Genomic DNA, 24,195 nt, shown 5'->3' on the forward strand with positions numbered 1-24,195 from the left:
GGGGCGGGCAATGCCTGCTCCTTCGCCTTTTGCCGGTATCAGGACGTCAGGATGCTGTCCGGGTCCAGTCCGCGCTTGACCGCGCTTGTCCGGACCGCCTCACGCAGGGTCTCGCTGCGCTTGAGAAGCCGCCGGAACCGCGCCTCATCCAGTTTCAGAAGCGTCGTCGGCGCGATGGCCCGGGCCTCTGCCATGCGCGGGCGCTGGGTGAGGATGGCCATCTGGCCGAACATCTCGCCCCGGCCCAGCAGCCAGCTCTGACCGCGCTGCTCCATCTCGACCGCGCCGGTGGCGATGAAGAACACGCTGCGCGCCGGACTGTCGCGGTGCATCACGATTTCGCCCGCGTTGACGTATTGCGCGGCGAGGGACTTGGCGAGCCGCTTGGCCACGCCCTCATCTAGGTCCGCAAAGAGAGGGAACTGGCGCACCAGCTCGGAGCGGCGCAGGGCGACATCCAGATCAGGGCGCTTTTCGGTTTCAAGGCGGCGCTCTTCAATGCCCTGCATCAGCGCGGTGTGCACCTCGTCCCCGATCAGTGCGTCCGCGCGCATGGTGTCGTATTCGCGCTCCTCCAGCCGCAGCTGGATCCGTTGGATGAAGCTGCGTTCCAGCGTCTCGGCGTAACCGGGGTATTGCAGCCGAAGCCCCTCGAGCGCGGTGTCCACCTGTTCCACGCGGCGCGACAGAAGCTCGGTCAGCAGGTCCGACACCCGCCGCCCGTGGATCCGCCGGATGCGCCCATGGGTGAACCCGCCAAGATCGCGCAGGATCAGGCGCTGGGACAGCAAGATCTCGAATCGGTCGGCGGTAAGTCGGGCCAGTGGCCCCGACAGCCCGAAGCGGTTGTGCAGCGCCACCGCCAACCGGAACTGCCGCCCGTAAGACGTCGACCGCCGTGCCGCTTTGCGATAGCCCGACCTGCCGCCGGTGCGAGTGGCCTCGATCAGGCGATCCGCGTCGGAGACCAGCGTTTCCGACAGCCGGGTCGAGATCGAATGGTCCCGCACTCGCGCGATGATCGTGTCGCGTTCGGCGCCGGCCAGCGCGATGAGGCCCAGTGTCACCCGGTCCTTGTCGAGGATGTCGGTTTCCTCCTCGGCGGATTTCACTGCCGCTTCCAGCCGGTCACCGAACCGTTTGGCCTCGTTTCGGATGATCTGCTTGTCGAGATCGTAGTTCGAGGTGGTCTTGGCCACGTCCTCGCGCACGGTCTGCAGGGCCACGGCGACCACCTGCTTCGACAGCGCGTTGTCGAGGGCGGTCAGCCTGTCGAGCCCCAGCTTGCGGATCACCCAGCGCAGCGTGGTGCCCTGTGCCAGCAGGGTGAAGAGGGCGTAGCCGGTGGCGAGGATGCCCACGAGGCGCTTGACCTCGACGGGAATGCGGAAGCTTTCGGTGACCGCCAGCGCCAGCGCCAGCGTGACCGCCCCGCGCAGCCCACCCCATAGGATGGCGACCCGGTAGGGCCGTTCCACCACCGGCGACAGCCGCACCTTGGTCAGCACCGGCAGCAGGCCGAACAGGATCACCGCCCGCGCCAGCGTCGCCGCGATGACCACCACGAGGACAAGGCCCGCATCCGACAGCCGGAATTCCTCGAGCATCCTTGGGATCAGCAGGGCGGCAAGGATGAAGATGAGCGCTCCGGCCCAGTGCGCCAGAAGATCCCAGACCTCGCGCAGGTTGAGCCACGCCTGAGGCGGCAGCCGTCCCGGCCCAACAAGGTTCAGCGTCAGGCCCGCCGCCACCACGGCGATCACGCCCGAGGCACCAACGCTTTGTTCCGCGATAATGTAGGCAAGGTATGGGACCGCCACCGACAGCGACTGCTGCGCCAGCTCGTGGCGTTCAAACATGCCCATGAGCCGGATCATCACCCGACCCACGACGAAGCCGGTGACCGCCCCGCCGACGATCAGCATCGGGAAGCGCGCCAGCGCGTCCTCGAGCGTGGGGTCGGGCAGGCCCAGCATGACGAAGCCCATGAAGAAACCAAACAGCGCGATGGCCGCGGCGTCATTCAGCAGGCTTTCGCCTTCGATGATCCGGGCAAGCCGTCGCGGCGCCGACAGTGCGCGGAAGATCGAGATTACCGCCGAGGGGTCCGTGGTGGATACGATGGCACCGATCAGGAGGCAGGCCGCCAGCGGCAGGCTCGAGGCATAGGACAGCGCGTAGCCGACGCTCAGCGTCGCCACCACCACCGCGACCACCGCCATCACGAGGATCGGCACCCAGTCATCGAGCATCCGCCTCAGGTCCATGCCCAGCGTCGCCTGGAACAGCAGTGTGGGCAGGAAGACATACAGGAAAACGTTGGACCGGATCGGCAGCTGGATGATCGCCTCGGCCACCGGGTTGAGCGCGTCCGTCAGCGTCGTGTTGAGGAAAAAGATCGCGCCACCGCCCAGCAGGATGCCGATGACGGCGAGGATCACGCTGTAAGGCAGGCGCAACTTTGCCGCGAGCGGTTCGGACATGCCGATGACAAGGAAAAGCGACGCGATGACGGTGGTGATGAGAACGATGTCCATGCCGCTGAAATAGCGGCAATACAGCGGGCAGCAAAAGGTTTCGACGCCCGGATCACGGGTGTTTCGCGAAAAGTTGGCAATGCACCGCCGGTGCGGCGGGCCCGGAGTGACGCTGGCGTGAATGGCTCGTCCATTGCCTGCTAACCTTTGGCGGTTTAGCATAGGCCAACAGGTATCAACAGGAGCGCAGCGCATGGCAGGCAGCACGCAGAAGGCACTTCGCAACACGGTCGCGGCCATCGGGCTTCTGACGGCGCTTTGCAGCCCCGCTGCGGCGGCAAGCCTGTCGGGCGATTACCTCGCCGCGCGTCAGGCCAGCTTCATGGGCGATTTCAAGGCGGCGGCGGAATACTACGGCCGCACCATCGCCTACGATTCGGAAAATCCGGGCCTGCTGGAACGGGCGGTGCTGGCCAATCTGTCGCTGGGCGATCTTGAACACGCGATCGAATTGGCGAAGGACATGACCGAAAAGGGCTACACCAGCCAGATCGGCCACATGGCCGAGATCGCGGACATGGCGGCCAATGAACGCTATGCCGAGATGATCGAACGCGCCGAAAGCGAGACGGCCATCGGCCCACTGGTCGACGGTCTTCTGGTCGGCTGGTCGCGGCTGGGGCAGGGCGACATGACCGCTGCCGTCAACGCCTTCGACACCCTCGCCGAGGAGCGGGGCTTTGCTACCTTCGCGCATTATCACAAGGCTATGGCGCTGGCCTCGGTCGGTGACTTCGAGGGGGCGGAGGAGATCTTTGCCCAGAACCTCGCCGGGTCGATGCAGTTCACCCGCCGTGCCGTCATGGCCCGTGCCGAGATCCTGAGCCAGCTTGACCGCCAGGACGAGGCGGTGGCGATGATCGACGAAGGTTTCCCGCCGCCCATGGACCCCGCCCTCGCGGAAATGCGCGAAGAGCTCGCCGCCGGCGAAGTGCTGCCCTTCACCTACGTCAACAGCCCCCGTGACGGTATCGCTGAGGTGTTCTACACCCTCGCCGGTGCCCTGTCGGCCGAAGCGAACGACGATTTCACCCTGCTATATTCGCGCATCGCGGAATACCTTCGGCCCGATCATGCCGGCGCTATCCTGATGTCGGCCAACCTGCTGGAAAGCCTCGAACAATATGATCTTGCGGTGGCCACTTACCGCAAGGTGCCGCGCGATAACCCGTCCTACCACGCCGCCGAGCTGGGCCGTGCCGAGGCGCTGCGTTCCGAGGGGCGCATGGATGCCGCTGTGGAAGTGCTGGAACAGCTGGCCTCCAGCCACGGTGACGAGGCGACGGTGCAATCGGCACTGGGCGACATGATGCGTCAGCTGGAACGCTACCAGGAGGCAATCGACGCCTACAGCTCCGCCATCAGTGCCTTTGAGCCGGACAATCCCGGCCAGTGGTTCCTGTGGTACGCCCGTGGCATCTCGAAAGAGCGGCTGGGCAACTGGGAGGGCGCCGAAGAGGATCTGCGCCAGGCGCTGGAACTCAACCCGGACCAGCCGCAGGTGCTCAACTACCTCGGCTATTCGCTGGTCGAACACGAGGTGAAGCTTGACGAGGCGCTGGCGATGATCGAACGCGCCGTGTCGGCCTCGCCCGACAGTGGCTACATCGTCGACAGCCTTGGCTGGGCGCTTTATCGCATGGGCCAGTACGAAGAGGCCGTGACCCACATGGAACGCGCCGCCGAGCTGATGGCGGTGGACCCGGTGGTCAACGATCACCTCGGCGACGTGTACTGGGCCGTGGGCCGCACCAACGAGGCACGGTTCCAGTGGCAGCGCGCGCTCAGCTTCGTCGATTGGGAAGATGCCTCTGACGAGGTCGACCCGGACCGCATCCGCCGCAAGCTTAAAGTCGGCTTGTCTCAGGTGCTGGCCGAGGAAGGCAAACCGCCGCTGGAGGTTGCCAAACGTGACTGAGATCTTTGCCCCGGCGAAGATCAACCTTGCACTGCACGTGATCGGCCGCCGCAATGACGGCTACCACCTGCTCGACACGCTGGTGACTTTCGCTCCGGTAGGGGACCGACTGACAATCAAGCCAAGCCCGGACCTGTCTCTCAAGGTGACGGGGCCGGAGGCCGATGGCCTGCCGACGGACCTGTCCAACCTTGCCCTGCGCGCGGCGTCTTTGATGGCAGACGGGCAGGGGGCCGAGATCGTCCTGGAGAAATCCCTGCCCACCGCGTCCGGCATCGGCGGTGGTTCTGCCGACGCGGCTGCCGCGCTGCGGGGGATGCTGGCCTTGGCCGGGGAGAACCCGGCGACCATCGCGGACACACTTCTGCGCGAGCACGGCGCCACGGTGCTGAGCCTTGGGGCCGACGTGCCCATGTGCGTGCCCTCGCGTCCGCTGCGCGCGCGGGGCATCGGCGAACGGCTGGTGCCTGCGTCCCTGCCACAAGTGCAGGCGGTGTTGGTGAACCCGCGCCTGCAGGTATCGACCCCGGACGTTTACCGCGCCATGGAGCGCCGCGATAACGCGCCGCTTCCGGCGCGCTTGCCGATGCTGACAGGAAGCGCCGCGCTGATCGATTTTCTCGGGCACACCCGCAACGATCTTGAACCGGCGGCCTGCAAGGTGCAGCCGGCCATCCGGGACGTGCTGGACGAGATTGCCGCCCAGAAGGGCTGCGGCCTGTCGCGCATGTCTGGGTCGGGGGCGACGTGCTTTGGCCTGTTCGCACGGGATGCGGATGCCTTTGCCGCCGCCGAGGCCCTGCAACAAGCGCATCCGGATTGGTGGATCAGGACCGGCCGCCTTGGCGATTGTTCCGCCATGGCCCAGCCGCGCGCCGCAGTTCCGGCGCAATAAGCCCGCCCGGAAGGGCGGGCAGCTTGCCGGGTCAGTGGACCCGGCTTACCACGAATTCAGCAAGGTCCGACAGAACGTCGCGCAGCTCGGACGCGGGCAGCGTGGCTATGGCCGCGCGGGCCTTTTCGCTCCAGCCAAGCGCGTCGTCGCGGGTGGCGGCAAGCGCGCCGTGCCGGTTCAGAAGTTCAAGCGCATGTTCGAGATCGCCGTCCTGCTGGTCGCCTTTCTCGATGGTGCGCTTCCAGAAGGCGCGCTCCTCTTCGTCGGCGGCGGCGATGGCCTTGATCACCGGCAGGGTCAGCTTGCGCTCGCGGAAATCGTCGCCGACGTTCTTGCCGGTGGCCTTGGTGTCGCCTTGGTAATCCAGCAGATCGTCCGCGATCTGGAAGGCGATTCCCAGCGCGTCGCCGTAATCGAACAGCGCCTGCGTCTGCGCATCGTCCACGCCGGCGATCACGCCACCCACTTCGGTCGCCGCCGAGAACAGCGCGGCGGTCTTGCCGCGCACCACCTGAATGTAGATGTCCTCGGTGGTCTTGAGATCCTGCGCGGCGGTCAGCTGCAGCACCTCGCCTTCGGCGATGGTGGCGGCGGCATTCGACAGGATGTCGAGCACCCGCAGGTTGCCGGGCTCCACCATCAGCTGGAAGGCGCGGGCAAAGAGGTAATCCCCGACCAGCACGCTCGACTTGTTGTCCCACAGCAGGTTGGCGGTGGGGCGGCCCCGGCGCTGGCTGCTTTCGTCGACCACATCGTCGTGCAGCAGGGTCGCTGTGTGGATGAACTCCACCGTCGCGGCAAGGTGCACGTGGAACGGCCCCTCGTAGCCGCACATCCGCGCGGAGGCGAGGGTCAGCAGCGGCCGCAGCCGTTTGCCCCCCGCTTCGACAAGATGCGCCGTGACTTCGGGGATGCGCGGCGCGTGTTTCGACGCCATCCTCTCACGGATCAGGGCGTTGACCCCGTTCATGTCCTCGGAAAGAAGCTCTGCGAGCCGGTCGTGCGGCTTTTGCTTCGGCGTGTCCAGACCCATCAAACCCTCGGTATCAGGCTCGACAAGGCGACGGCCCTGTCCTTACATCCACGTCATGGAAGAGCTCTTGCGCACCACCGACATCACGCTGATCCCGCTGGTCAGAACACTCCTTGACGGGGAGGGTATAGACAGCTTCGAGCTGGACGTAAACATGAGCATTCTTGAAGGCTCGATAGGTATTTTGCCGCGCCGCCTCATGGTGCGCAGCGGTGATCTGCCTCGCGCTAGAATGGTGCTGTACGAAAACGGTGTGGATTTTGAGGGTTGAAGCCTTTGGCACCCCCGAACTCGGGTGCAACGATTTCCTCGGGGGGCTGGTGACGATCTGGCAGCCCTTGTTTGGTTACCGCGCCGGGGTGGACCCGGTCTTGCTGGCCGCGACGATTCCCGCGACGCCGGGCCAATCTGTGCTTGAACTGGGCTGCGGCGCTGGTCCGGCGCTGTGCTGCCTTGGCACGCGGGTGCCGGGCCTGCGCCTCGCAGGGCTCGAGATCCAGCCCGCCTACGCCGCGCTGGCCCGCCGCAACCTTGAGGGCAACGGCCTTGTCGGTGAGGTGTTCGAGGGTGACATCGCCGCGCCGCCTGCCCCGCTCAAGGCGCAAAGCTTCGATCATGTCATGGCTAACCCGCCCTATTTCGAGCCGGGCTCGCGCCGGGCCGCTGCCGATCCGGGGCGCGAGATGGGTCTAGCCGGGCCATTGTCCCTGCCGGCATGGGTGACGCTGGCGGCGCGGCGGCTGAAGCCGGGCGGCACGGCGACCTTCGTGCAGCGGGTGGAACGCCTGCCCGAGCTGCTGGGCGCGATGCCCAGTGCGCTCGGATCGATCGAGGTCTGGCCGCTGGTGCCCCGCGACGGACGGCCACCTCGGCTGTTTTTCGCCCGTGGGCGCAAGAACGGACGGGCGGCATTTCGCCTGCATCCGCCGCTCGCGATGCATCGCGGGCCGGTCCATCTTGAAGACGGTGACGACTATTCCGATGTCATCAGAGCGGCGCTGAGAGATGGTAGAGCCCTACCTTTTCCGCAGTGATCGTGCGCTGAAGGTGTAGGTGAAGGTAATATTCACTTGTTTTGCACCTGCGGCGTGACTGGAATCGAAAAACGTGATGGACTGGATTCTCCAGACCCAGCACAGGAGGAATGTTATGAGCTTGAGTTCGCACCTGCAGGAACTGAAGAAGAAGCACCAGAACCTCTCTACCGCTGTAGAACACCTTCAGCGCAGTCCAAGCGCTGATGGTCTCCACGTCGCCCAGCTGAAGAAACAGAAATTGCTGCTCAAGGAAGAGATTTCCCGCATCAGCAGCAACATGCACTGACACCTTTCGCAAGGATTAACGGCCCGGCGGCGTCCCCCGCCGGGCCGGTTGCCAAAATACTTGGCCCCGGGACCTGACCCGGGGCCGGGGCAGGTCTGGGCGAATAGGCCCGGAATTCTGTCGCGACCCATCGCTGACTTAAGTCAACGCTCCCATGAAGCCGGTGCCCTCCTCTCGGATCACTGCAGTGGCTCAAGGCTTTGCCCGAGCTTGTCGCGCAGGTGTTCATGTTGTGCCGGCAGCATCAGGCGTTCGCCAAGGTGCCGCGGATCTTCGTCATGGGCAAAGCCGGGGCCGTCCGTCGCAATCTCGAACAGCACTCCGCCGGGGCTGCGGAAATAGGTCGACCAGAAGTAGTTACGGTCGAGCTGTTCGGTCACTCTGATCCCTTCGGCCTCAAGCGTCCCCGACAGCGTAAGCTGTGCCTCCCGATCCGAGACAGAGAAGGCGACGTGGTGCACGCTTCCTGCGCCAGGCCGGGCACGCGGCGCGTCGAGCTGGCGCAGATCGATCAGATTCGCGCCATTTCCACCCGGCAGGCGAAACCGCGCGGCCCCCGGTTCTGAGACATCCTCGACATAGCCCAAGAGGCGCAGCACATCAGCCGTGGCGCCAATGTCGCCAAGGCTCAGCTCGACCGAATGGAAGCCGGTGATCGCCTCCGCCTCCGGCACGCGTTCGGTCCAGAGCCTACCGGGGGCGGTCGCCTCCGTAACGGCAAGACGGTCGCCGTCCGGGCCGGTGAACAGCAGCCGCCCGGTGCCGAAGACCTCGTCCCGCGTGACCTCTCCAATGGCGGAGAGCCGGGTTTCCCAGTGCTTGAGGCTGCCTTGCGGCACCGCGAAAACGGTCCGGGACACCTCGCCCCGCCCTGGTCTGCCCGGGGCCGCGTGCGGGATCGGAAAATAGGTCATCACCGTGCCGGGCGTGCCGACAGCGTCGGCGTAGTACAGATGATACATGTCCGGCGCGTCGAAATTCACCGTCGTCTTCACCCGGCGCAGGCCGAGCGTTTCCGTGAAAAAGCCGTTGTTGCGCGCCGCGCCCTTCGCATAGGCGGTGACGTGGTGCAGTCCCTGAACTTCGGTCATCGGATCTCTCCCGTTGCTTGGGAAAAGATAGGCCGCGAGGGCGGAGCTGAAACGCCGCTCTGCGCGCCGATGCTGTTCAACCGCGCACGAAAAGGCCCCGGCGCGGATGCACCGGGGCCGAAATGCGCAATGCGCAGGCGTCAGACGAAGAACTGACCGCCATTGGCCGAGATCGTCGAGCCGTTGAGGAAGCCCGCGTCGTCCGAGGCAAGGAACACCACGCAGCGCGCGATTTCCTCGGGCTCTCCAAGGCGGCCCGTGGGGATCTGGGCGATGATGGAATCACGCACCTTTTCGGGAACGGCCATGACCATTTCCGTGGCGATGTAGCCGGGGCAGATGGCGTTGGCGGTGATGCCCGCGCGCGCGCCTTCCTGCGCCAGCGACTTCACGATGCCGAGGTCGCCCGCCTTGGTCGCGGCATAGTTCACCTGGGCGAACTGACCCTTCTGGCCGTTGATCGACGAGATCACGATGACTCGACCGAACTTGCGCTCGCGCATGCCGGGCCAGACCGGGTGAACGGTGTTGAAGACGCCGGTGAGGTTGGTGTCGACCACCTCGTTCCACTGCTCCGGGGTCATCTTGTGGAAGGGCGCATCGCGGGTGATGCCCGCGTTGGCCACGACCACATCGATGGGGCCGAGGTCGGCCTCGACCTGTGCGATGCCTTCCTTGGACGATTCGTAGTCGGCCACGTTCCACTTGTAGGTCTTGATGCCGGTTTCCGCCGTGAAGGCTGCTGCCTTCTCATCGTTGCCGGCGTAGGTCGCTGCCACCTCGTAGCCTGCCGCCTTGAGCGCCTTCGAGATCGCCTCGCCGATGCCGCGGCTTCCGCCGGTGACCAGTGCAACTCGTGCCATATTCCCTCCACTCCCATATTAACTTAGTTTTCGGTAACGTTGATACTATTTGGAAACTATATGCGCAACAATATTGCGCACCACTCTTTAGTCCTGCAGGTAGCGCTGCGCGTCGCGCTCGCCTTGTGTCCAGGTATCGCGCAACTTTTGCGGATCCGTGAAATCGATCTTGTCCGCCGGCGTTTCCTTTGACGGAGCGATGTAGAAACGCCCCTCCACCTTCGGCAGGCGGGCGTAATCGCGGGTGAGCAGCACCATGGTGCTGCCCTCGTCGGGCTCGGGCAGGGGTGCCTGGTTGGCCATGCCGCCATCGACCACGCGGCGATCCTGCCAGAGCGGCGGCTCGAACACCGGCGGGATCACCGCCGCGGCCGAGATCAGTTCGATCAGGGTGCCGTCGCGGGCGGCCTGGTTGGCGTCCACGAGGTGCGAGGTCAGGCCCAGCTTCTGAGTCCATGAGAAATGCGGCGAATTCACCGTGTGCAGCTCGGCCTCGTAGATCGCGGCCATGGCGACGCCGGTGAGCGTCGGCAGCTTGCTGTCCGGAGGATGCGCGATGAGGATCTGGAACTGCGGGCCGTCGGCGATGGCCTTCGCGGCGGCATCGTCGATCACGTCGGCAACGACACGGCAGTAAAGCTCTTGGTGAGGGGTGATGCCGTCTTCGTTCGCGGCAAAAAGGTCGATGTTGCTGTCCTGCTTTTCAAACGCCTCGCACATGCTGTTCAGCAGGCGGCGTTCGTTGCCCGACAGGTACGCCGCCCCCGCAAGGGCGCCGCCGCTGACACCGGTGAGCCGCTTTGGCGACAGGGTTCGGGACTGGCACAGGGTGGTCATGAAACCACCCTGCCAGAAGCATCTCAGACCGCCGCCGGAAAAGACGATCTGGTCGGGATCTTGGGGAATTGTCACCATAGTGAGGTCGGGCCGCGCCGGGCGCGGCCCTGGCCCGTCAGGGACGTTCGAGGCACATGGCCACGCCCATGCCGCCGCCGATGCACAGGGTCGCAAGGCCCTTCTTGGCATCGCTGCGTTTCATCTCGAACAGCAGGGTGTTGAGCACGCGGCAGCCCGAGGCACCGATGGGGTGGCCGATGGCGATGGCACCACCGTTGACGTTCACCTTGGACGGATCCCAGCCCATGTCCTTGTTCACGGCGCAGGCCTGCGCGGCGAAGGCCTCGTTCGCCTCGATGAGGTCGAGGTCGCCCACAGCCCAGCCGGCCTTTTCCAGTGCCTTGCGCGAGGCGGGGATGGGGCCAGTGCCCATGATCGACGGGTCAAGCCCGGCGGTGGCGTAGGAGGCGATGCGTGCCAGCGGCTCGAGCCCGCGTTTTTCGGCCTCTTCGGCGCTCATCAGCATGACGGCGGCGGCGCCGTCATTGATGCCGCTGGCGTTGGCCGCCGTGACGCTGCCGTCCTTGGTGAAGGCCGGGCGCAGCTTTTGCATGCTTTCGATGGTCGCGCCGTGGCGGATGTATTCGTCCTTGTCGACGATGGTGTCGCCCTTGCGGCCCTTCACGGTGTAGGCGATCACCTCGTCATCGAACTTGCCGGCCTTCTGCGCGGCCTCGGCCTTGTTCTGCGACGCAACGGCGAATTCATCCTGCTGCTCGCGGGAAATCTGCCACTGCTCTGCCACGTTCTCGGCGGTCTGGCCCATGTGGTAGCCGTTGAACGCGTCCCAGAGGCCGTCCTTGATCATGGTGTCGATGAACTTGGTGTCGCCCATCTTGTGCCCGTTGCGCAGGTTTTGCGCGTGGGGGCTCATGGACATGTTCTCCTGCCCGCCGGCGCAGATGATCGACGCGTCGCCAAGCATGATGTGCTGGGCGCCAAGCGCTACGGCCCGCAGGCCCGACCCGCAGACCTGGTTGATGCCCCATGCGGCGGCTTCCTTGGGCAAGCCCGCGTTGATGTGGGCCTGACGCGCCGGGTTCTGGCCCTGGGCCGCGGTCAGCACCTGGCCGAGGATCGTTTCCGATACTTCGGATTTGTCGATGCCCGCGCGGGCGACGAGCGCTTCGAGCACGGCTGCGCCCAGATCATGCGCGGGGACGTTGGCAAAGCTGCCCCCGAAGCTGCCGACGGCGGTACGGGCCGCGGAAACGATGACGACGTTGGTCATGGATAACTCCTCCAAGCAGAGCGTGAAGAGGAAGGCGCCAGCATGTCGGCAAGCCTCCCTTCTGGATCTTGCGTCCAATTCATAGCCTGCGGGTTTTCGGGAAGACTAGGGGGCAGGTGCGGAAAACTCATGCAATTGGGGTATTTGCTAGCGCAAACCCCCGTCAGAGGCGTTTTTCTGCTTGAGAGGCCCGTGCCGTCAGGCGCTGGCGCGGCCGATCGAACCGTCCCGCCACGCGGGGCTGATGGTGGGGGCGCCGAAGAAATAGCCTTGAAGGCAATCGATTCCGATCTTGGTCAGGAACTGCGCGTCTTCCGCCCGTTCTACCGATTCGGCGATGGTGAAGAGGTCGAACTGTTCGGCGATCGAGATAATGGCCCGAGTCATCACCTGGTTGTCAGGATCCTGCGCGATGTCGCGGATGAACTGGCCGTCGATCTTCAGGATGTCGAAGTGGAACTGCTTGAAATGTCTCAGGGCGGTGTATCCCGCGCCGAAATCGTCCATCGCGAAAGAGATGCCCTGGCGCTGCAATTCGGTCATGAAGCCGATCACCAGCTCAGGCACCAGCATGGCCGAAGCCTCGGTGATCTCGAGGATAAGCCGTTCGCCCAAGGTGGGATCGGCAGAAAGCCCGGCGCGAAGCACCTCGGACCAGCGCGGATAGCCGATGGAGCGTGCGGACATGTTGACCGCAAGGCGCAGCCCGGGTTCGGCCATCAGCTCTTCGAGGCCCTTTTCCAGCGCGATGCAGTCTAGGATGCGGCCATATTCCGTCTCTTCGATGTGTGACATGAAGTCCCGCGCGGGGACGATCCGGCCGGTTTCGTCCATGACGCGGATCAGCCCTTCATAGAAGGCCGTGCTGGCGGGCTGGCGGGCCTGCACCACGGGCTGGAAAGCCAGAAGCACCTGCCGGTGTCGGATCGCCGCGCGCACCGTGTCGATGACCTTGCTATCGCGGCTTGCCACGGCCAGGTCGAGCGGGTTCTGTCCTTGCAGGGGCACTTGCATCGAAAAACCGTCCTTTTGACTCGTGGGGCCGATGGAATCGCAGAAGCCACGGGCCCGTTGACGCCACCTTTGACCGCGCGGCCTTAACCGCGCGTAAAATCCCGCCGAGTGTCGTGCAATTCGCCCTGTTCTCTTGGCTGTTGACTCCGGCCCCGATCCGCATATAAGCGCCGCTTCATTGGTGTTGGTGGCCCCCGTAAGGGGATGCCTGTCAGACCGGGGCGCCAAGCGCGGGTTCGCCTGCGTGCAGGTCCGGGAAGAGGACAACGCCCTTCATTGCCGCAGCCCGTCGCAAGGCAGCCGTGGCACACATATAGAAGGAGATCAGACGGTGACCAAGCGTACCTCTGCCAAGTACAAAATTGACCGCCGCATGGGCGAAAACATCTGGGGCCGCGCCAAGTCCCCGGTGAACCGCCGTGAATACGGCCCCGGCCAGCACGGCCAGCGCCGCAAGGGCAAGATGTCCGACTTCGGCCTGCAGCTTCGCGCCAAGCAGAAGCTTAAAGGCTACTACGGCGACATGACCGAGAAGCAGTTCCGCCGCATCTTCTCGGACGCCGAGCGTCTGCGTGGCGACACCGGTGAGCTGCTCATCGGCCTGCTCGAGCGCCGCCTCGACGCCGTCGTGTACCGCGCCAAGTTCGTGCCGACCGTCTTCGCCGCCCGTCAGTTTGTGAACCACGGCCACGTGCTCGTGAACGGCCGCCGCGTGAACATCCCCTCCTACCGTGTGAAGGAAGGCGACGTGATCGAGGTCCGCGAGAAGTCCAAGCAGATGGCACTCGTGATCGAAGCTTCGCAGCTGCCCGAGCGTGACGTTCCCGACTACCTCGAGGTCGACCACTCCAAGATGACTGCGACCTTTGTGCGCACGCCGTCGCTGGGTGACGTGCCCTACGCGGTCCAGATGGAACCGAACCTTGTCATCGAATACTACGCACAGAACTGATCCGGTTCTCTGCGACGATTGCGAAAGGCCGCTCCTCCGGGGCGGCCTTTTTCTTTGCGCATCAAAGGCTGAGGCAGGGGCGGCCGGAGCGGTGCGGCACAGGCTTTCCCCGCTGACTTCGCAAGGCGGCCTGATCTGGCGCTGCCGTCGCTAGTGGTGGACCCGGACCTGGTTGGAATCGCATATGATCACGTATTGGTCCCCGCATTCCACGAGGTGGAAGCGCCGCGCCTTCACCGCTGCATGCAGTGCCTCGTAGCCCAATTCACGCTCTGCGTCCTGCTTGGCGCAGCGCAGCACCTTGCACCTGCGTGAAGCCATGGCGGCAAAGAAGCGCGCCTGCCACGCGTGTCCGCGCGAACGCGCTTCATGAAAATCTGTCTTGTGTTCCATGGGCCCCCGATAGCTTTCCGCCAGTGGCGGTGTCCCTATTCCGTCTCCGTGGCGCCCTGAACATTCCAGTGACGGCATCCCTTGAATGACCGCTGTTCAGGGGGCGTCTGCCTAGCCTTCCGCAGAAGGCAGTGCGTGTGCGGTCCAGAGTGTGGGAGTAAGGTTAATTGGCCGTAAGCAATTCACGGAAAATGCGCTCCACATGCGCATTCGCGGCGTCCCAGCCCGCTGCCTCGTCGGGGATCAGGGCGCGGATCTGGGCGTCGAAATCCGCGTAGTGCTGGGTGATCGCCCAGATCGATAGGATAAGCTGCTGGGGATCGGATTTCGCCAGTCGCCCATCCTCCATCCAGCGGCCAATGAGCGCGGCCTTCTCATCAAAAAGAGGTTTCAGGCCGGACACGAGATGCGGACCCATGCGCGGCGCACCCTGCAGGATCTCGTTCGCGAAGAGACGGCTTTCGCGGGGGTAGAGCCGGCTCATCTCCATCTTGCGGCGCACGTAGGTCAGGATTTCATCCAGCGGCTCACCGCCGGGGTTCATGTCCTGCAGCGGAGCCAGCCATTCGGTCATCAGCGCGTTCAGTAGGGCGACGTGGATCGCTTCCTTGCCATCGAAATAGTAGATGAGGTTGGGCTTGGACATGCCCGCTCCCTCGGCGATCTGGTCCAGCGTCGCGCCGCGATAGCCGTGCTGCGAAAACACCTCGAGCGCCGCGTCCATGATCCTGCGCCGATTGCGCAGCTGGATGCGGCTGGGTTTCTTGGCAGCGGTCTGGGCCATTGTCTGGGGTCTCCGCACAAATTCCGGGCATGTCGGCCCGGCTGACGCGCGGGTCACGGTAGAGGATTCTTGACAGGTTCCGGGACGGTTGCAATCGTACCTTTACCAAATGGTAAAAAACACGTGGGCCGGACGGGAGCCTGGCCCTCAAATACAGCAGACGACCATAAAGAACGACAGGGGAAGCGGAATGGCGGTATCGGGAGAGAACCTCCGGATCGATGGCGACCGGTTGTGGGACAGCCTCATGGAAATGGCCAAGATCGGGCCGGGCATCGCGGGGGGCAATAACCGGCAGACGCTGACCGACGAGGATGCCGAAGGCCGCGACCTGTTCAAGTCGTGGTGCGATGAGGCGGGCCTGAGCATGGGCGTCGACAAGATGGGCACCATGTTCATGACCCGTGAGGGCACCGACCCGGACGCGCTGCCCGTCTACGTGGGCAGCCACCTCGACACCCAGCCCACGGGCGGCAAGTATGACGGCGTTCTTGGCGTGCTTGGTGCGCTCGAGGCGGTGCGGTCGATGAATGACTTCGGCATCCGGACGAAGCACCCCATCGTGGTGGTGAACTGGGCCAACGAGGAAGGCGCGCGGTTCGCACCCGCGATGATGGCGTCGGGCGTGTTCGCCGGCGAGATCCCTCTCGAGTACGCCTACGGGCGCAAGGATCTCGAGGGCAAGACCTATGGCGCCGAGCTCGAGCGTATCGGTTGGAAGGGTGACGAGGAGGTCGGCTCGCGCAAGATGCACGCCTATTACGAGCTGCACATCGAACAGGGACCGATCCTCGAGGCCGAGGGCAAGGACATCGGCGTCGTCACCCATTGCCAGGGTCTGTGGTGGCTCGAGTTCACGCTGACGGGACGCGAGGCGCATACCGGCTCCACCCCGATGGAGATGCGGGTGAATGCGGGCCTCGCGATGGCGCGGGTTCTCGAGATGGTGCAGCAGGTTGCCATGTCCGAGCAGCCCGGTGCCGTGGCCGGTGTGGGGCAGATGCAGTTCTCGCCCAACTCGCGCAACGTGCTGCCGGGCTCGGTGGTGTTCACCGTGGATCTGCGGACGCCCTCCCAGGACAAGCTGGACCGGATGCGGGCCGAGATCGAACGTCGTGCGGCCGAGATCTGTGAGGAGATCGGGGTGCAGTGCGGTGTCGAGGCGGTGGGCCATTTCGATCCGGTGACCTTCGACGAGACGCTTGTGGGCAACGTGCGCAAGGCCGCCGAAGAGCTGGGATATTCGCACCTCGATATCATTTCCGGGGCCGGGCACGACGCCTGCTGGGCCGCGAAGGTGGCGCCTGCGACCATGGTGATGTGCCCGTGCGTGAAGGGCATCTCGCATAATGAGGCGGAGGAGATTTCCAAGGACTGGGCCACGGCGGGTGCCGAGGTGCTCTTCCGGGCGGTGCTTGAGACGGCGGAAATCGTGGAGTGACCGCGCGAAATGCTGCCGGGCGGTGTTGGCTGTGCCGTGCTGTGCACGACGCGGGGGCTCTGCCCCCGCACCCCCGGGATATTTGAAGTCAAAGGAAGATCGGGGCGCGGGCCCCGGCAGGGAGCAAGACAATGACCACAGTCATCAAGGGCGGCACCGTCGTCACCGCGGATTACAGCTACGAGGCGGATGTGCTCGTGGAGGGCGGCAAGATCATCGAGATCGGCAAGGGCCTTTCGGGCGACGAGGTTCTGGATGCCACCGGCTGCTATGTCATGCCGGGCGGGATCGATCCGCACACCCATCTCGAGATGCCGTTCATGGGCACCTATTCGGCGGATGATTTCGAAAGCGGCACCCGCGCGGCGCTGGCGGGGGGGACCACGATGGTGGTCGATTTCGCGCTGCCGTCGCCCGATCAGGGCCTGCTGGATGCGCTGAAGACGTGGGACAACAAGTCCACGCGCGCCCATTGCGATTACAGTTTCCACATGGCGATTACCTCGTGGAACGAGCAGATCTTCAACGAGATGGAGACCGTCGTCAAAGAGCGCGGGATCACCACCTTCAAGCATTTCATGGCCTACAAGGGCGCGCTGATGGTGAACGATGACGAGATGTATGCCTCGTTCAAGCGCTGCGCCGAACTGGGGGCGATTCCGCTGGTCCATGCAGAGAACGGCGACGTGGTGGCGGAGCTGTCCGCCAAGCTGCTGGCCGAGGGCAACAACGGCCCCGAGGGCCACGCCTATTCCCGTCCGCCGCAGGTGGAGGGCGAGGCGACCAACCGGGCCATCATGATCGCCGACATGGCCGGGGTGCCGCTCTATGTGGTGCATGTGAGCTGCGAGGACAGCCACGAGGCCATTCGCCGTGCCCGGATGCTGGGCAAGCGGGTCTGGGGCGAGCCGCTGATCCAGCACCTGACACTCGACGACTCCGAGTATTTCGACAAAGACTGGGATCATGCGGCGCGGCGCGTGATGTCGCCGCCCTTCCGCAACAAGATGCATCAGGACAGTCTCTGGAACGGGCTGGCCTCGGGGTCCTTGTCCTGTGTGGCGACGGACCATTGCGCCTTCACCACCGACCAGAAACGCTATGGCGTGGGAGATTTCACCAAGATCCCCAACGGGACCGGCGGCCTGGAGGACCGTATTCCGATGCTCTGGACCTATGGCGTGGGCACCGGGCGGCTGACCAAGGAAGAGTTCGTCGCCGTGACCTCGACCAATATTGCCAAGATCCTGAACTGCTATCCGCGCAAGGGGGCGGTGCTTGTGGGGGCGGATGCGGATCTCGTGGTGCTGGATCCCGAGAAAACCAAGACCATCTCCGCGGCGTCGCAGCAGTCGGCCATCGACTACAACGTGTTCGAGGGCAAGGAGGTCAAGGGCTTGCCGCGCTACGTGCTGACCCGTGGCCGGGTGGCCGTTGTCGACGGCGATCTGAAATCGCAGGAGGGGCATGGCCAATTCGTCAAGCGTCCCGCTTCGGGGACCGTGAACCAGGCGCTGTCCTCGTGGAAGGCGCTGACCGCCCCGCGCCCGGTCGAGCGTACGGGCATTCCCGCCAGCGGGGTCTGATGCCTTGGGCTGGGCCTTGCATGTCGCCAATGCCTCAGGGCAGCTGACCCCGCACGAGGGTGCCATCCGCGCGGCCATCGCGCGGGGGCAGGCCCTTGGCGAAGCACGGCTGCCTGAAGTGGCACTCGACGTGGTGGTGCAGCACTGGCCGGGGCAGGTCATCGGAGCCTTGGGCTTCGTGGGCTACTGCCCCACCGGCGACATGATCCAGCTGACCTTCGATGCGGCGAACGAGAACCTGCCGCGTAATCTCGGCGAGCCGCTGGTGCGCACCGTCCTGCACGAGCTGCACCATGTCCACCGCTGGCGCGGCCCCGGCTACGGCACCACCCTTGGAGCGGCGCTGCTGAGCGAGGGGCTTGCCGGGCACTTCACCCGAGAATGTTGCAGCACTCCGCCGGAGCCCTGGGAGGACGCCCATGCCCCCGAGGTTTTGCGTGCCGAGGCGGACCGTGTGCGTGCGGGCTGGCTGCAGCGCTATGACCACGCGGAATGGTTCTTTGGCGCCCGCGATCTGCCCGCCTGGTTCGGCTACACCCTGGGCTACCGCATCGTGGGCCAACACATCGCCGCAACCGGCATCCCCGCCTCGCAGCTGGTGCATCTGCGCCCCGAGGACGTGACTTTGAACGAGGAAGACTTCGCGTGACTGACCCCAAGCCCGAGATCGCCCGGCACCCGGTGATCGAAGCCAGCGGCCTGAACCTGACCTTCGACACCAATGACGGCCCGGTGCATGCCCTTCGGGATGTGAACCTCAAGGTGGACAAGGGGGATTTCGTGTCCTTCATCGGCCCCTCGGGCTGTGGCAAGACCACCTTCCTTCGGGTGATGGCGGACCTCGAACAGCCCACATCCGGCTCTGTCCTCGTCAATGGCGTCACGCCCGAGGTGGCCCGCAAGGCGCGCGCCTACGGCTACGTCTTCCAGGCGGCGGGGCTGTATCCGTGGCGGACCATCGGCGGCAACATTCGCCTCCCGCTCGAGATCATGGGCTACGACAAGGCCGCGCAGGCCGAGAGGGTGCGCAAGGTGCTGGAGCTGGTCGAACTGTCGGGTTTCGAGAAGAAATACCCCTGGCAGCTGTCGGGAGGGATGCAGCAAAGGGCGTCCATCGCGCGGGCGCTGGCCTTCGAGGCGGACATCCTGCTGATGGACGAGCCCTTTGGTGCGCTGGACGAAATCGTGCGGGATCACCTCAATGAACAGCTTCTGGCACTTTGGGCGCGGACGCAGAAGACTATCTGCTTCGTCACCCATTCGATCCCTGAGGCGGTGTTTCTGTCCACCAAGATCGTCGTCATGTCGCCCCGTCCGGGGCGGATCACCGACGTTATCGAAAGCCCGCTGCCGAAGGAGCGCCCGCTCGAGATCCGCGACACGCCGGAGTTCCTCGAGATCGCGCACCGGGTCCGCGAGGGGCTGCGGGAGGGGCATGCCTATGACTGAGCCGGACACCTGCCGCCGCGCTACACCCGAGGACGCCCCCGCTATCGCCGCCGTGGTCAATGCCTGGATCGACGCCACCCCGTGGATGCCGCGCAGCGAGCCGCCTCAGACCATCGAGATGTACATCACCAAGGCGCTGCCCGACCACGAGATCTGGGTGATCGGCGATCCCATCGACTGTTACCTGTCCCTTGATCCGGGCACCTCCCGCATCGGTGCGTTGTATTGCGAGCGGACGGGGCAGGGATTCGGCAAGGTGCTGATGGACCGGGTGAAGGAGGGGCGCGAGTTTCTCTGGCTGCACACCCATGTGCCCAACCTCGCGGCGCAGAAATTCTATGCCCGCGAAGGGTTTCACCCCGTTGGCGGCGAGATCGTTCCCGAACCGCCAGAGACCGTGCCTGAACTGCGGATGGAGTGGCACCGATGAGAAACGTAATCCCTGTCCTGACGGTCGTTCTGGCCATCGTCGTGCTGTGGTACGGCGCGTCGGTTCAACTCAACAAGCAGTGGGCTCTGGATCAGGCGGCGCGTCAGGATCGCGTGCTCTCCACCGCCGAGCTTGTGGCCGACACATGGTCGCAGGCAAAGCCGAAGCTGCCTGCGCCGCACCAAGTGGCGGTTGAGCTGTGGGAGACGGTGGCGCAGAAGGCGGTCACGTCCAAGCGCAGCCTTGTCTACCACGCGTGGGTGACCCTTTCGGCAACGCTGCTGGGCTTTGCGCTGGGGACCGCCTTTGGGTTCTTGCTGGCGCTCGGCATCGTCTACCTGCGGGTCATGGACATGAGCGTCATGCCATGGGTCATTGCCAGCCAGACCATCCCCATCCTCGCGGTCGCGCCCATGATCATCGTGGTGCTGAATGCGGTGGGAGTGTCGGGACTGCTGCCCAAGGCGATGATCTCCATGTACCTGTCGTTCTTCCCGGTGGTGGTGGGCATGGTGAAGGGGCTGCGGTCGCCGTCGACCATGCAGCTTGACCAGATGCGCACCTGGAGCGCCACGCGCCGGCAGGAATTCCTGCGCCTGCGTCTGCCATCGTCGCTGCCGTATCTCTTTGCCTCGCTCAAGATCGCTATGGCGGCCAGCCTCGTGGGCGCAATTGTGGGCGAGCTTCCCACCGGTGCTGTGGCCGGCCTCGGGGCGCGGCTGCTGGCGGGCAGCTATTACGGCCAGACCGTGCAGATCTGGTCGGCGCTCATCATGGCCGCGGCCGTGGCCGCCGCCGCGGTGGGGCTGATCGGTGTCATCCAGCGTGTAACGCTGAAACGGATGGGGCTGAACTGATGTGGATTTTGCTGGGTATCACGGCATGGATCGCAGGCTGGGCGCTCAATGTCTGGCTTGCTGGGCGCTCCGCGTCGAAGATCACGGCACTGATGGTGCCGATCCTGTTCGGCCTCACGCTTGTCCTCGTCTGGGAGGCGCTGGTGCGGGGCTTTGGCATCTCGCCGGTGATCCTGCCGCCACCCTCGGCCATCGCCGCGCGGGCAGGCGAGTCGGGCATGATCCTTTGGGAGGATTTCGTCCAGACCGTCATCAAGGGCGCGCTAAGCGGCTATGTCATGGGATGTGCCGCCGCGATCGTCACGGCCATCGTGGTGGACCGCTTCGATTTCCTGCGGCGTGGGCTGCTGCCGGTGGGCAATTTCGTCGCCGCGCTGCCGGTGATCGGCATCGCGCCGATCCTTGTCATGTGGTTCGGGTTCGACTGGCAATCCAAGGCCGCCGTCGTGGTGGTCATGGTGTTCTTCCCCATGCTGGTGAACACCGTCGAGGGGCTGCGCGACACCAGCGCCATGCAGCGCGACCTGATGCGCACCTATGCCGCCGGATACTGGACGACGCTGGTGAAACTGCGCCTGCCGGCTGCCATGCCGTTCATCTTCAACGGGCTGAAGCTTGCCTCGACGCTGGCGCTCATCGGGGCGATCGTGGCGGAATTCTTCGGCTCTCCGATCAAGGGCATGGGCTTTCGCATCTCGACCAGCGTAGGGCTCTTGCAGCTTGACCTCGTCTGGGCCGAGATCGTCGTTGCGGCCATCGCCGGTTCGGCCTTCTATGGCGGCATGGCGCTGCTCGAACGCGCGGTGACCTTTTGGCACCCGTCCCAGCGCAAGGGGCGCTGACACCCGATATTCCACGAAAAGACCGGGCAAACCGGCCAGATCAACAAAAGCCCCGAAGCGGGGCACATCCACCAACAAGGAGCGACCAATCATGAAGATCACCACTCTGACCGCCACCGCTGCGCTGGCCCTGACCGCAGGCATGGCGCAGGCGGCGGACGAAATGACCGTGCAGCTGAAATGGGTGACGCAAGCCCAGTTCGCGGGTTATTACGTGGCCGAAGACAAGGGCTTTTACGACGAGGAAGACCTCGACGTGACGATCAAGCCCGGCGGCCCCGACATCGCGCCCGTGCAGGTGCTGCTGGGCGGCGGGGCCGACGTGATGGTCGACTGGCTGCCCTCGGCCCTTGCCGCCCGCGAGAACGGCGCGCCCATCGTCAACATCGCCCAGCCGTTCAAGTCCTCGGGCCTGATGCTGACCTGCCTCAAGGAAACCGGCATCGAAACGCCCGAGGATTTCTCCGGCCACACCCTTGGCACCTGGTTCTTCGGCAATGAGCTGCCGCTCTATTCGTGGATGTCCAAGTTGGGTCTGCCCACTGACGGCTCTGAAGAGGGCGTGACGATCCAGAAGATCAACTTCAACGTCGATCCGCTGCTGCAAAAGCAGGTCGATTGCGCCACCACCATGACCTACAATGAATACTGGCAGGTTATCGACGCGGGCCTCACCCCGGCTGACCTCGTGGTGTTCAAATATGAGGACGAGGGCATCTCGACCCTTGAGGACGGGCTTTATACCACCGAAGAGAACCTCGAGGACCCCGAAATGGTCGACAAGCTGGCCCGCTTCGTGCGTGCTTCCATGAAGGGCTGGAAATACGCCGAGGAGAACCCTGACGAGGCCGCCGACATCGTGCTTGAGAACGACGAGACCGGCGCCCAGACCGAAGAGCACCAGAAGCGGATGATGGGCGAAATCGCCAAGCTGACCGAAGGGTCGGACGGCACGCTTGATCCGGCTGATTTCGAGCGCACGGTTGAGGTGCTGCTGTCTTCCGGTGCCGAACCGGTCATCACCGAGGATCCGGGCGAGGCAGCCTGGACTCACGAGATCACCGATCAGGCGCTGAACTGATCGAAGATACCGCATGAGAGACAGCGGGGCGGGCCTTCGGGCCCGCCTTTGCGTTTCCGGGGGCAGGCAAGGCCGGGCTCGGGGACGTCAGGTCAGGAAATTTGGCCCCGTTACAACCAGGGCACCCAAGGCGAGCCCTCCACGACAGGGCTCGACAAAAACGGGGTGGTGCGAACACCACCCCGATCTGGTCATGAAATGCCTTATCAAATCCCAAGCGCGGAACTGCGGATCTGAGGAGAGCCGCATTTATTCGGGGACGCTGCGTTCCGCGTCGGTATGAGGCCATCGTTAGGCGGGCCAAGTGACGTGCAGGTGACGCGGCCATGACCGACCGGTGACATTTCAGGCGATTTTCTGGGTGCCCTTACCTGGAAAGCGTGTCCCGCGGCAGCAATGCGACCAGGTCCGCGGTTCGGAACGGGCGTTGCAGCACCGCGTGGCCATGGGTGTCGCTGCTTTCTTCGGCGGCAGTGCCCATGAGAATGATAGCAGCCCCAAGCTCGGTCAGGCGTTTGCCGAGGGGGCTTTGATCAAGCAGGTCCGGGCTGAGAAAAAGCACGGCCACCGGCGGGCTGTCCACGCCTTCGATCGCCGACAGTGCGGCGGCATGATCCGGTTCGCTGATAAGGTTGGCGCTCGGATACACCTCCGCGAGAATCGTCGCGACATCGAGCGCGACGAGTGGATCCGCGATGCAGACAAGGCAGATGCGGGGATGGCTTGGGCTAGTTGCGTACGACATAGCTCGCTTCAGTGATTTCATTGATGTCCCTATGGAACATAAAAGAAGACACCGCATTAAACTGTGACATACCTGCTCACGAGGATTGTGCGAATGAAGACCATCGACTGTGGCGCCTGCCCCTTGCGTGACTGCGAACCGCTCATGTCACATGACGAGGACCAGATCGACTTCCTGCGCCGATTCAAGGCCGGGGAAATGACAGTCGGTCCGGGCACCCAGATCCTGTTGGAAGGCTCGCGTACGCCGCAGCTTTACACGGTGCTCGAGGGTATGGCGCTGCGGGACAAGACGCTCGAGGATGGTCGGAGGCAGGTCATCAACTTCGTGATGCCCGGCGAACTTCTGGGCCTGCAGGGCGGCATTACCGGCGAGATGGCCCATACCGTCGAGGCCGTGACCGAGATGCGGCTGTGCGTCTTCCGCCGCGAGGACATGTGGGTGCTGTTTCGGACCCAGCCCGAACTGGCCTTCAATCTCACATGGATCGCTGCGGCCGAAGAACATTTCCTTGGCGAAACCGTAGCCACGCTGGGCCAGCGCGATGGCACCGAGCGGGTCGCTTGGGCACTTGTGAAGATGTATCAGAAGCTGGTGGGGCTCGGCCTCGAGACCCGTGGCAGCGTTCCGCTGCCGTTCCGGCAGCAGGACCTTGCGGATGCGCTGGGGTTGTCGCTTGTGCACACAAACAAGACCCTCAGCCGTTTGCGACAGCGCGGTCTTGCTGACTGGTCCGAAGGCCGCCTGAAGATCCCAGACGTCGAGGCCATGGCCGACCTCGCGGTCACCTCCGCAGAAGGGCCGCCGCAACGGCCCTTCCTGTAGGCGTCGGG

At 64.6% G+C, this 24,195-nt stretch carries 25 protein-coding genes; 15 read left to right on the top strand and 10 right to left on the bottom strand.

Going from position 1 to position 24,195, the window contains the following annotated elements; translation table 11 throughout:
* Nucleotides 1-38: 38 nt before the first annotated feature.
* Complete coding sequence (locus tag IEX41_RS08875; protein WP_188789885.1) at nt 39-2,537, bottom strand: cation:proton antiporter; 2,499 nt, start codon at nt 2,535-2,537, stop codon at nt 39-41.
* A gap of 193 nt (nt 2,538-2,730) precedes the next feature.
* Between IEX41_RS08875 and IEX41_RS08880 the strand changes: the two genes are divergently transcribed.
* The gene (locus tag IEX41_RS08880) at nt 2,731-4,455 is read left to right on the top strand and encodes a tetratricopeptide repeat protein (RefSeq protein WP_188789886.1); all 1,725 of its coding nucleotides are present in this window, start codon (nt 2,731-2,733) and stop codon (nt 4,453-4,455) included.
* A complete protein-coding gene (locus IEX41_RS08885) occupies nt 4,448-5,350 on the top strand; it encodes a 4-(cytidine 5'-diphospho)-2-C-methyl-D-erythritol kinase (RefSeq protein WP_188789887.1) in 903 nt (300 codons plus the stop codon). Before IEX41_RS08880 ends, IEX41_RS08885 begins: the two co-directional genes overlap by 8 nt.
* Nucleotides 5,351-5,381: 31 nt before the next feature.
* Here IEX41_RS08885 and IEX41_RS08890 read toward each other — a convergent pair whose 3' ends face one another.
* Nucleotides 5,382-6,383: a polyprenyl synthetase family protein gene (locus IEX41_RS08890; protein WP_188789888.1), complete on the bottom strand. Its 1,002-nt coding sequence runs from the start codon at nt 6,381-6,383 to the stop codon at nt 5,382-5,384.
* A gap of 55 nt (nt 6,384-6,438) precedes the next feature.
* Here IEX41_RS08890 and IEX41_RS08895 point away from each other — a divergent pair, with 55 nt between their 5' ends.
* From IEX41_RS08895 to IEX41_RS08905, 3 genes are all read left to right on the top strand, one after another.
* A complete protein-coding gene (locus tag IEX41_RS08895; protein WP_188789889.1) occupies nt 6,439-6,654 on the top strand; it encodes a putative signal transducing protein in 216 nt (71 codons plus the stop codon).
* Nucleotides 6,644-7,417: a tRNA1(Val) (adenine(37)-N6)-methyltransferase gene (locus IEX41_RS08900; protein ID WP_188789890.1), complete on the top strand. Its 774-nt coding sequence runs from the start codon at nt 6,644-6,646 to the stop codon at nt 7,415-7,417. Before IEX41_RS08895 ends, IEX41_RS08900 begins: the two co-directional genes overlap by 11 nt.
* A gap of 115 nt (nt 7,418-7,532) precedes the next feature.
* Nucleotides 7,533-7,706 carry a YdcH family protein gene (locus IEX41_RS08905; RefSeq protein WP_188790124.1) on the top strand — a complete coding sequence of 58 codons (174 nt, stop codon included), beginning with the start codon at nt 7,533-7,535 and terminating at the stop codon, nt 7,704-7,706.
* A 179-nt stretch (nt 7,707-7,885) separates the two neighbouring features.
* Here the strand turns inward: IEX41_RS08905 and IEX41_RS08910 are convergent, their stop codons facing one another.
* From IEX41_RS08910 to IEX41_RS08930, 5 genes are all read right to left on the bottom strand, one after another.
* Nucleotides 7,886-8,797, bottom strand: coding sequence for a VOC family protein (locus IEX41_RS08910; protein WP_188789891.1), 912 nt, complete (start codon nt 8,795-8,797; stop codon nt 7,886-7,888).
* 140 nt (nt 8,798-8,937) lie between these two features.
* Nucleotides 8,938-9,660, bottom strand: coding sequence for an acetoacetyl-CoA reductase (phbB, locus tag IEX41_RS08915; RefSeq protein WP_188789892.1), 723 nt, complete (start codon nt 9,658-9,660; stop codon nt 8,938-8,940).
* 87 nt (nt 9,661-9,747) lie between these two features.
* A complete protein-coding gene (locus IEX41_RS08920) occupies nt 9,748-10,575 on the bottom strand; it encodes a patatin-like phospholipase family protein (RefSeq protein WP_188789893.1) in 828 nt (275 codons plus the stop codon).
* A gap of 37 nt (nt 10,576-10,612) precedes the next feature.
* Nucleotides 10,613-11,788 carry an acetyl-CoA C-acetyltransferase gene (locus tag IEX41_RS08925; RefSeq protein ID WP_188789894.1) on the bottom strand — a complete coding sequence of 392 codons (1,176 nt, stop codon included), beginning with the start codon at nt 11,786-11,788 and terminating at the stop codon, nt 10,613-10,615.
* Nucleotides 11,789-11,986: 198 nt separating this feature from the next.
* Nucleotides 11,987-12,802, bottom strand: a complete 816-nt coding sequence (locus IEX41_RS08930; RefSeq protein ID WP_188789895.1) for an EAL domain-containing protein — start codon at nt 12,800-12,802, stop codon at nt 11,987-11,989.
* Nucleotides 12,803-13,133: 331 nt separating this feature from the next.
* On the opposite strand from IEX41_RS08930, the gene rpsD reads away from it, so the two are divergent.
* A complete protein-coding gene (gene rpsD / locus IEX41_RS08935) occupies nt 13,134-13,754 on the top strand; it encodes a 30S ribosomal protein S4 (protein ID WP_188789896.1) in 621 nt (206 codons plus the stop codon).
* Nucleotides 13,755-13,904: 150 nt separating this feature from the next.
* Here rpsD and IEX41_RS08940 read toward each other — a convergent pair whose 3' ends face one another.
* Both IEX41_RS08940 and IEX41_RS08945 read right to left on the bottom strand, forming a co-directional pair.
* Nucleotides 13,905-14,147 carry a hypothetical protein gene (locus IEX41_RS08940; protein WP_188789897.1) on the bottom strand — a complete coding sequence of 81 codons (243 nt, stop codon included), beginning with the start codon at nt 14,145-14,147 and terminating at the stop codon, nt 13,905-13,907.
* 163 nt (nt 14,148-14,310) lie between these two features.
* Entirely contained in the window at nt 14,311-14,931 is a 621-nt protein-coding gene (locus IEX41_RS08945; protein WP_188789898.1) for a TetR family transcriptional regulator C-terminal domain-containing protein, read from the bottom strand.
* 190 nt (nt 14,932-15,121) lie between these two features.
* Here IEX41_RS08945 and IEX41_RS08950 point away from each other — a divergent pair, with 190 nt between their 5' ends.
* From IEX41_RS08950 to IEX41_RS08985, 8 genes are all read left to right on the top strand, one after another.
* Nucleotides 15,122-16,372 carry a Zn-dependent hydrolase gene (locus IEX41_RS08950; protein ID WP_188789899.1) on the top strand — a complete coding sequence of 417 codons (1,251 nt, stop codon included), beginning with the start codon at nt 15,122-15,124 and terminating at the stop codon, nt 16,370-16,372.
* Between the two features lie 131 nt (nt 16,373-16,503).
* The gene (gene hydA, locus IEX41_RS08955) at nt 16,504-17,958 is read left to right on the top strand and encodes a dihydropyrimidinase (RefSeq protein WP_188789900.1); all 1,455 of its coding nucleotides are present in this window, start codon (nt 16,504-16,506) and stop codon (nt 17,956-17,958) included.
* Between the two features lie 4 nt (nt 17,959-17,962).
* Nucleotides 17,963-18,607: a DUF2268 domain-containing putative Zn-dependent protease gene (locus tag IEX41_RS08960; protein WP_188789901.1), complete on the top strand. Its 645-nt coding sequence runs from the start codon at nt 17,963-17,965 to the stop codon at nt 18,605-18,607.
* A gap of 17 nt (nt 18,608-18,624) precedes the next feature.
* Nucleotides 18,625-19,407 (top strand): ABC transporter ATP-binding protein, encoded by a 783-nt coding sequence (locus tag IEX41_RS08965; RefSeq protein WP_188790125.1) that lies wholly within the window; start codon nt 18,625-18,627, stop codon nt 19,405-19,407.
* Nucleotides 19,400-19,837: a GNAT family N-acetyltransferase gene (locus IEX41_RS08970; RefSeq protein ID WP_188789902.1), complete on the top strand. Its 438-nt coding sequence runs from the start codon at nt 19,400-19,402 to the stop codon at nt 19,835-19,837. The genes IEX41_RS08965 and IEX41_RS08970 overlap by 8 nt, the downstream gene beginning before the upstream one ends.
* Complete coding sequence (locus IEX41_RS08975; RefSeq protein ID WP_188789903.1) at nt 19,834-20,694, top strand: ABC transporter permease; 861 nt, start codon at nt 19,834-19,836, stop codon at nt 20,692-20,694. The genes IEX41_RS08970 and IEX41_RS08975 overlap by 4 nt, the downstream gene beginning before the upstream one ends.
* Nucleotides 20,694-21,536, top strand: a complete 843-nt coding sequence (locus IEX41_RS08980) for an ABC transporter permease (protein ID WP_188789904.1) — start codon at nt 20,694-20,696, stop codon at nt 21,534-21,536. Before IEX41_RS08975 ends, IEX41_RS08980 begins: the two co-directional genes overlap by 1 nt.
* A gap of 91 nt (nt 21,537-21,627) precedes the next feature.
* Nucleotides 21,628-22,617 carry an ABC transporter substrate-binding protein gene (locus tag IEX41_RS08985; protein ID WP_188789905.1) on the top strand — a complete coding sequence of 330 codons (990 nt, stop codon included), beginning with the start codon at nt 21,628-21,630 and terminating at the stop codon, nt 22,615-22,617.
* Nucleotides 22,618-22,984: 367 nt separating this feature from the next.
* Here the strand turns inward: IEX41_RS08985 and IEX41_RS08990 are convergent, their stop codons facing one another.
* Nucleotides 22,985-23,383 (bottom strand): hypothetical protein, encoded by a 399-nt coding sequence (locus IEX41_RS08990; RefSeq protein WP_188789906.1) that lies wholly within the window; start codon nt 23,381-23,383, stop codon nt 22,985-22,987.
* A 72-nt stretch (nt 23,384-23,455) separates the two neighbouring features.
* On the opposite strand from IEX41_RS08990, the gene IEX41_RS08995 reads away from it, so the two are divergent.
* Nucleotides 23,456-24,187 carry a Crp/Fnr family transcriptional regulator gene (locus tag IEX41_RS08995; RefSeq protein WP_188789907.1) on the top strand — a complete coding sequence of 244 codons (732 nt, stop codon included), beginning with the start codon at nt 23,456-23,458 and terminating at the stop codon, nt 24,185-24,187.
* Nucleotides 24,188-24,195 lie beyond the last annotated feature (8 nt).

The organism is Salipiger pallidus, assembly GCF_014643635.1.
Lineage (GTDB): Bacteria > Pseudomonadota > Alphaproteobacteria > Rhodobacterales > Rhodobacteraceae > Salipiger > Salipiger pallidus.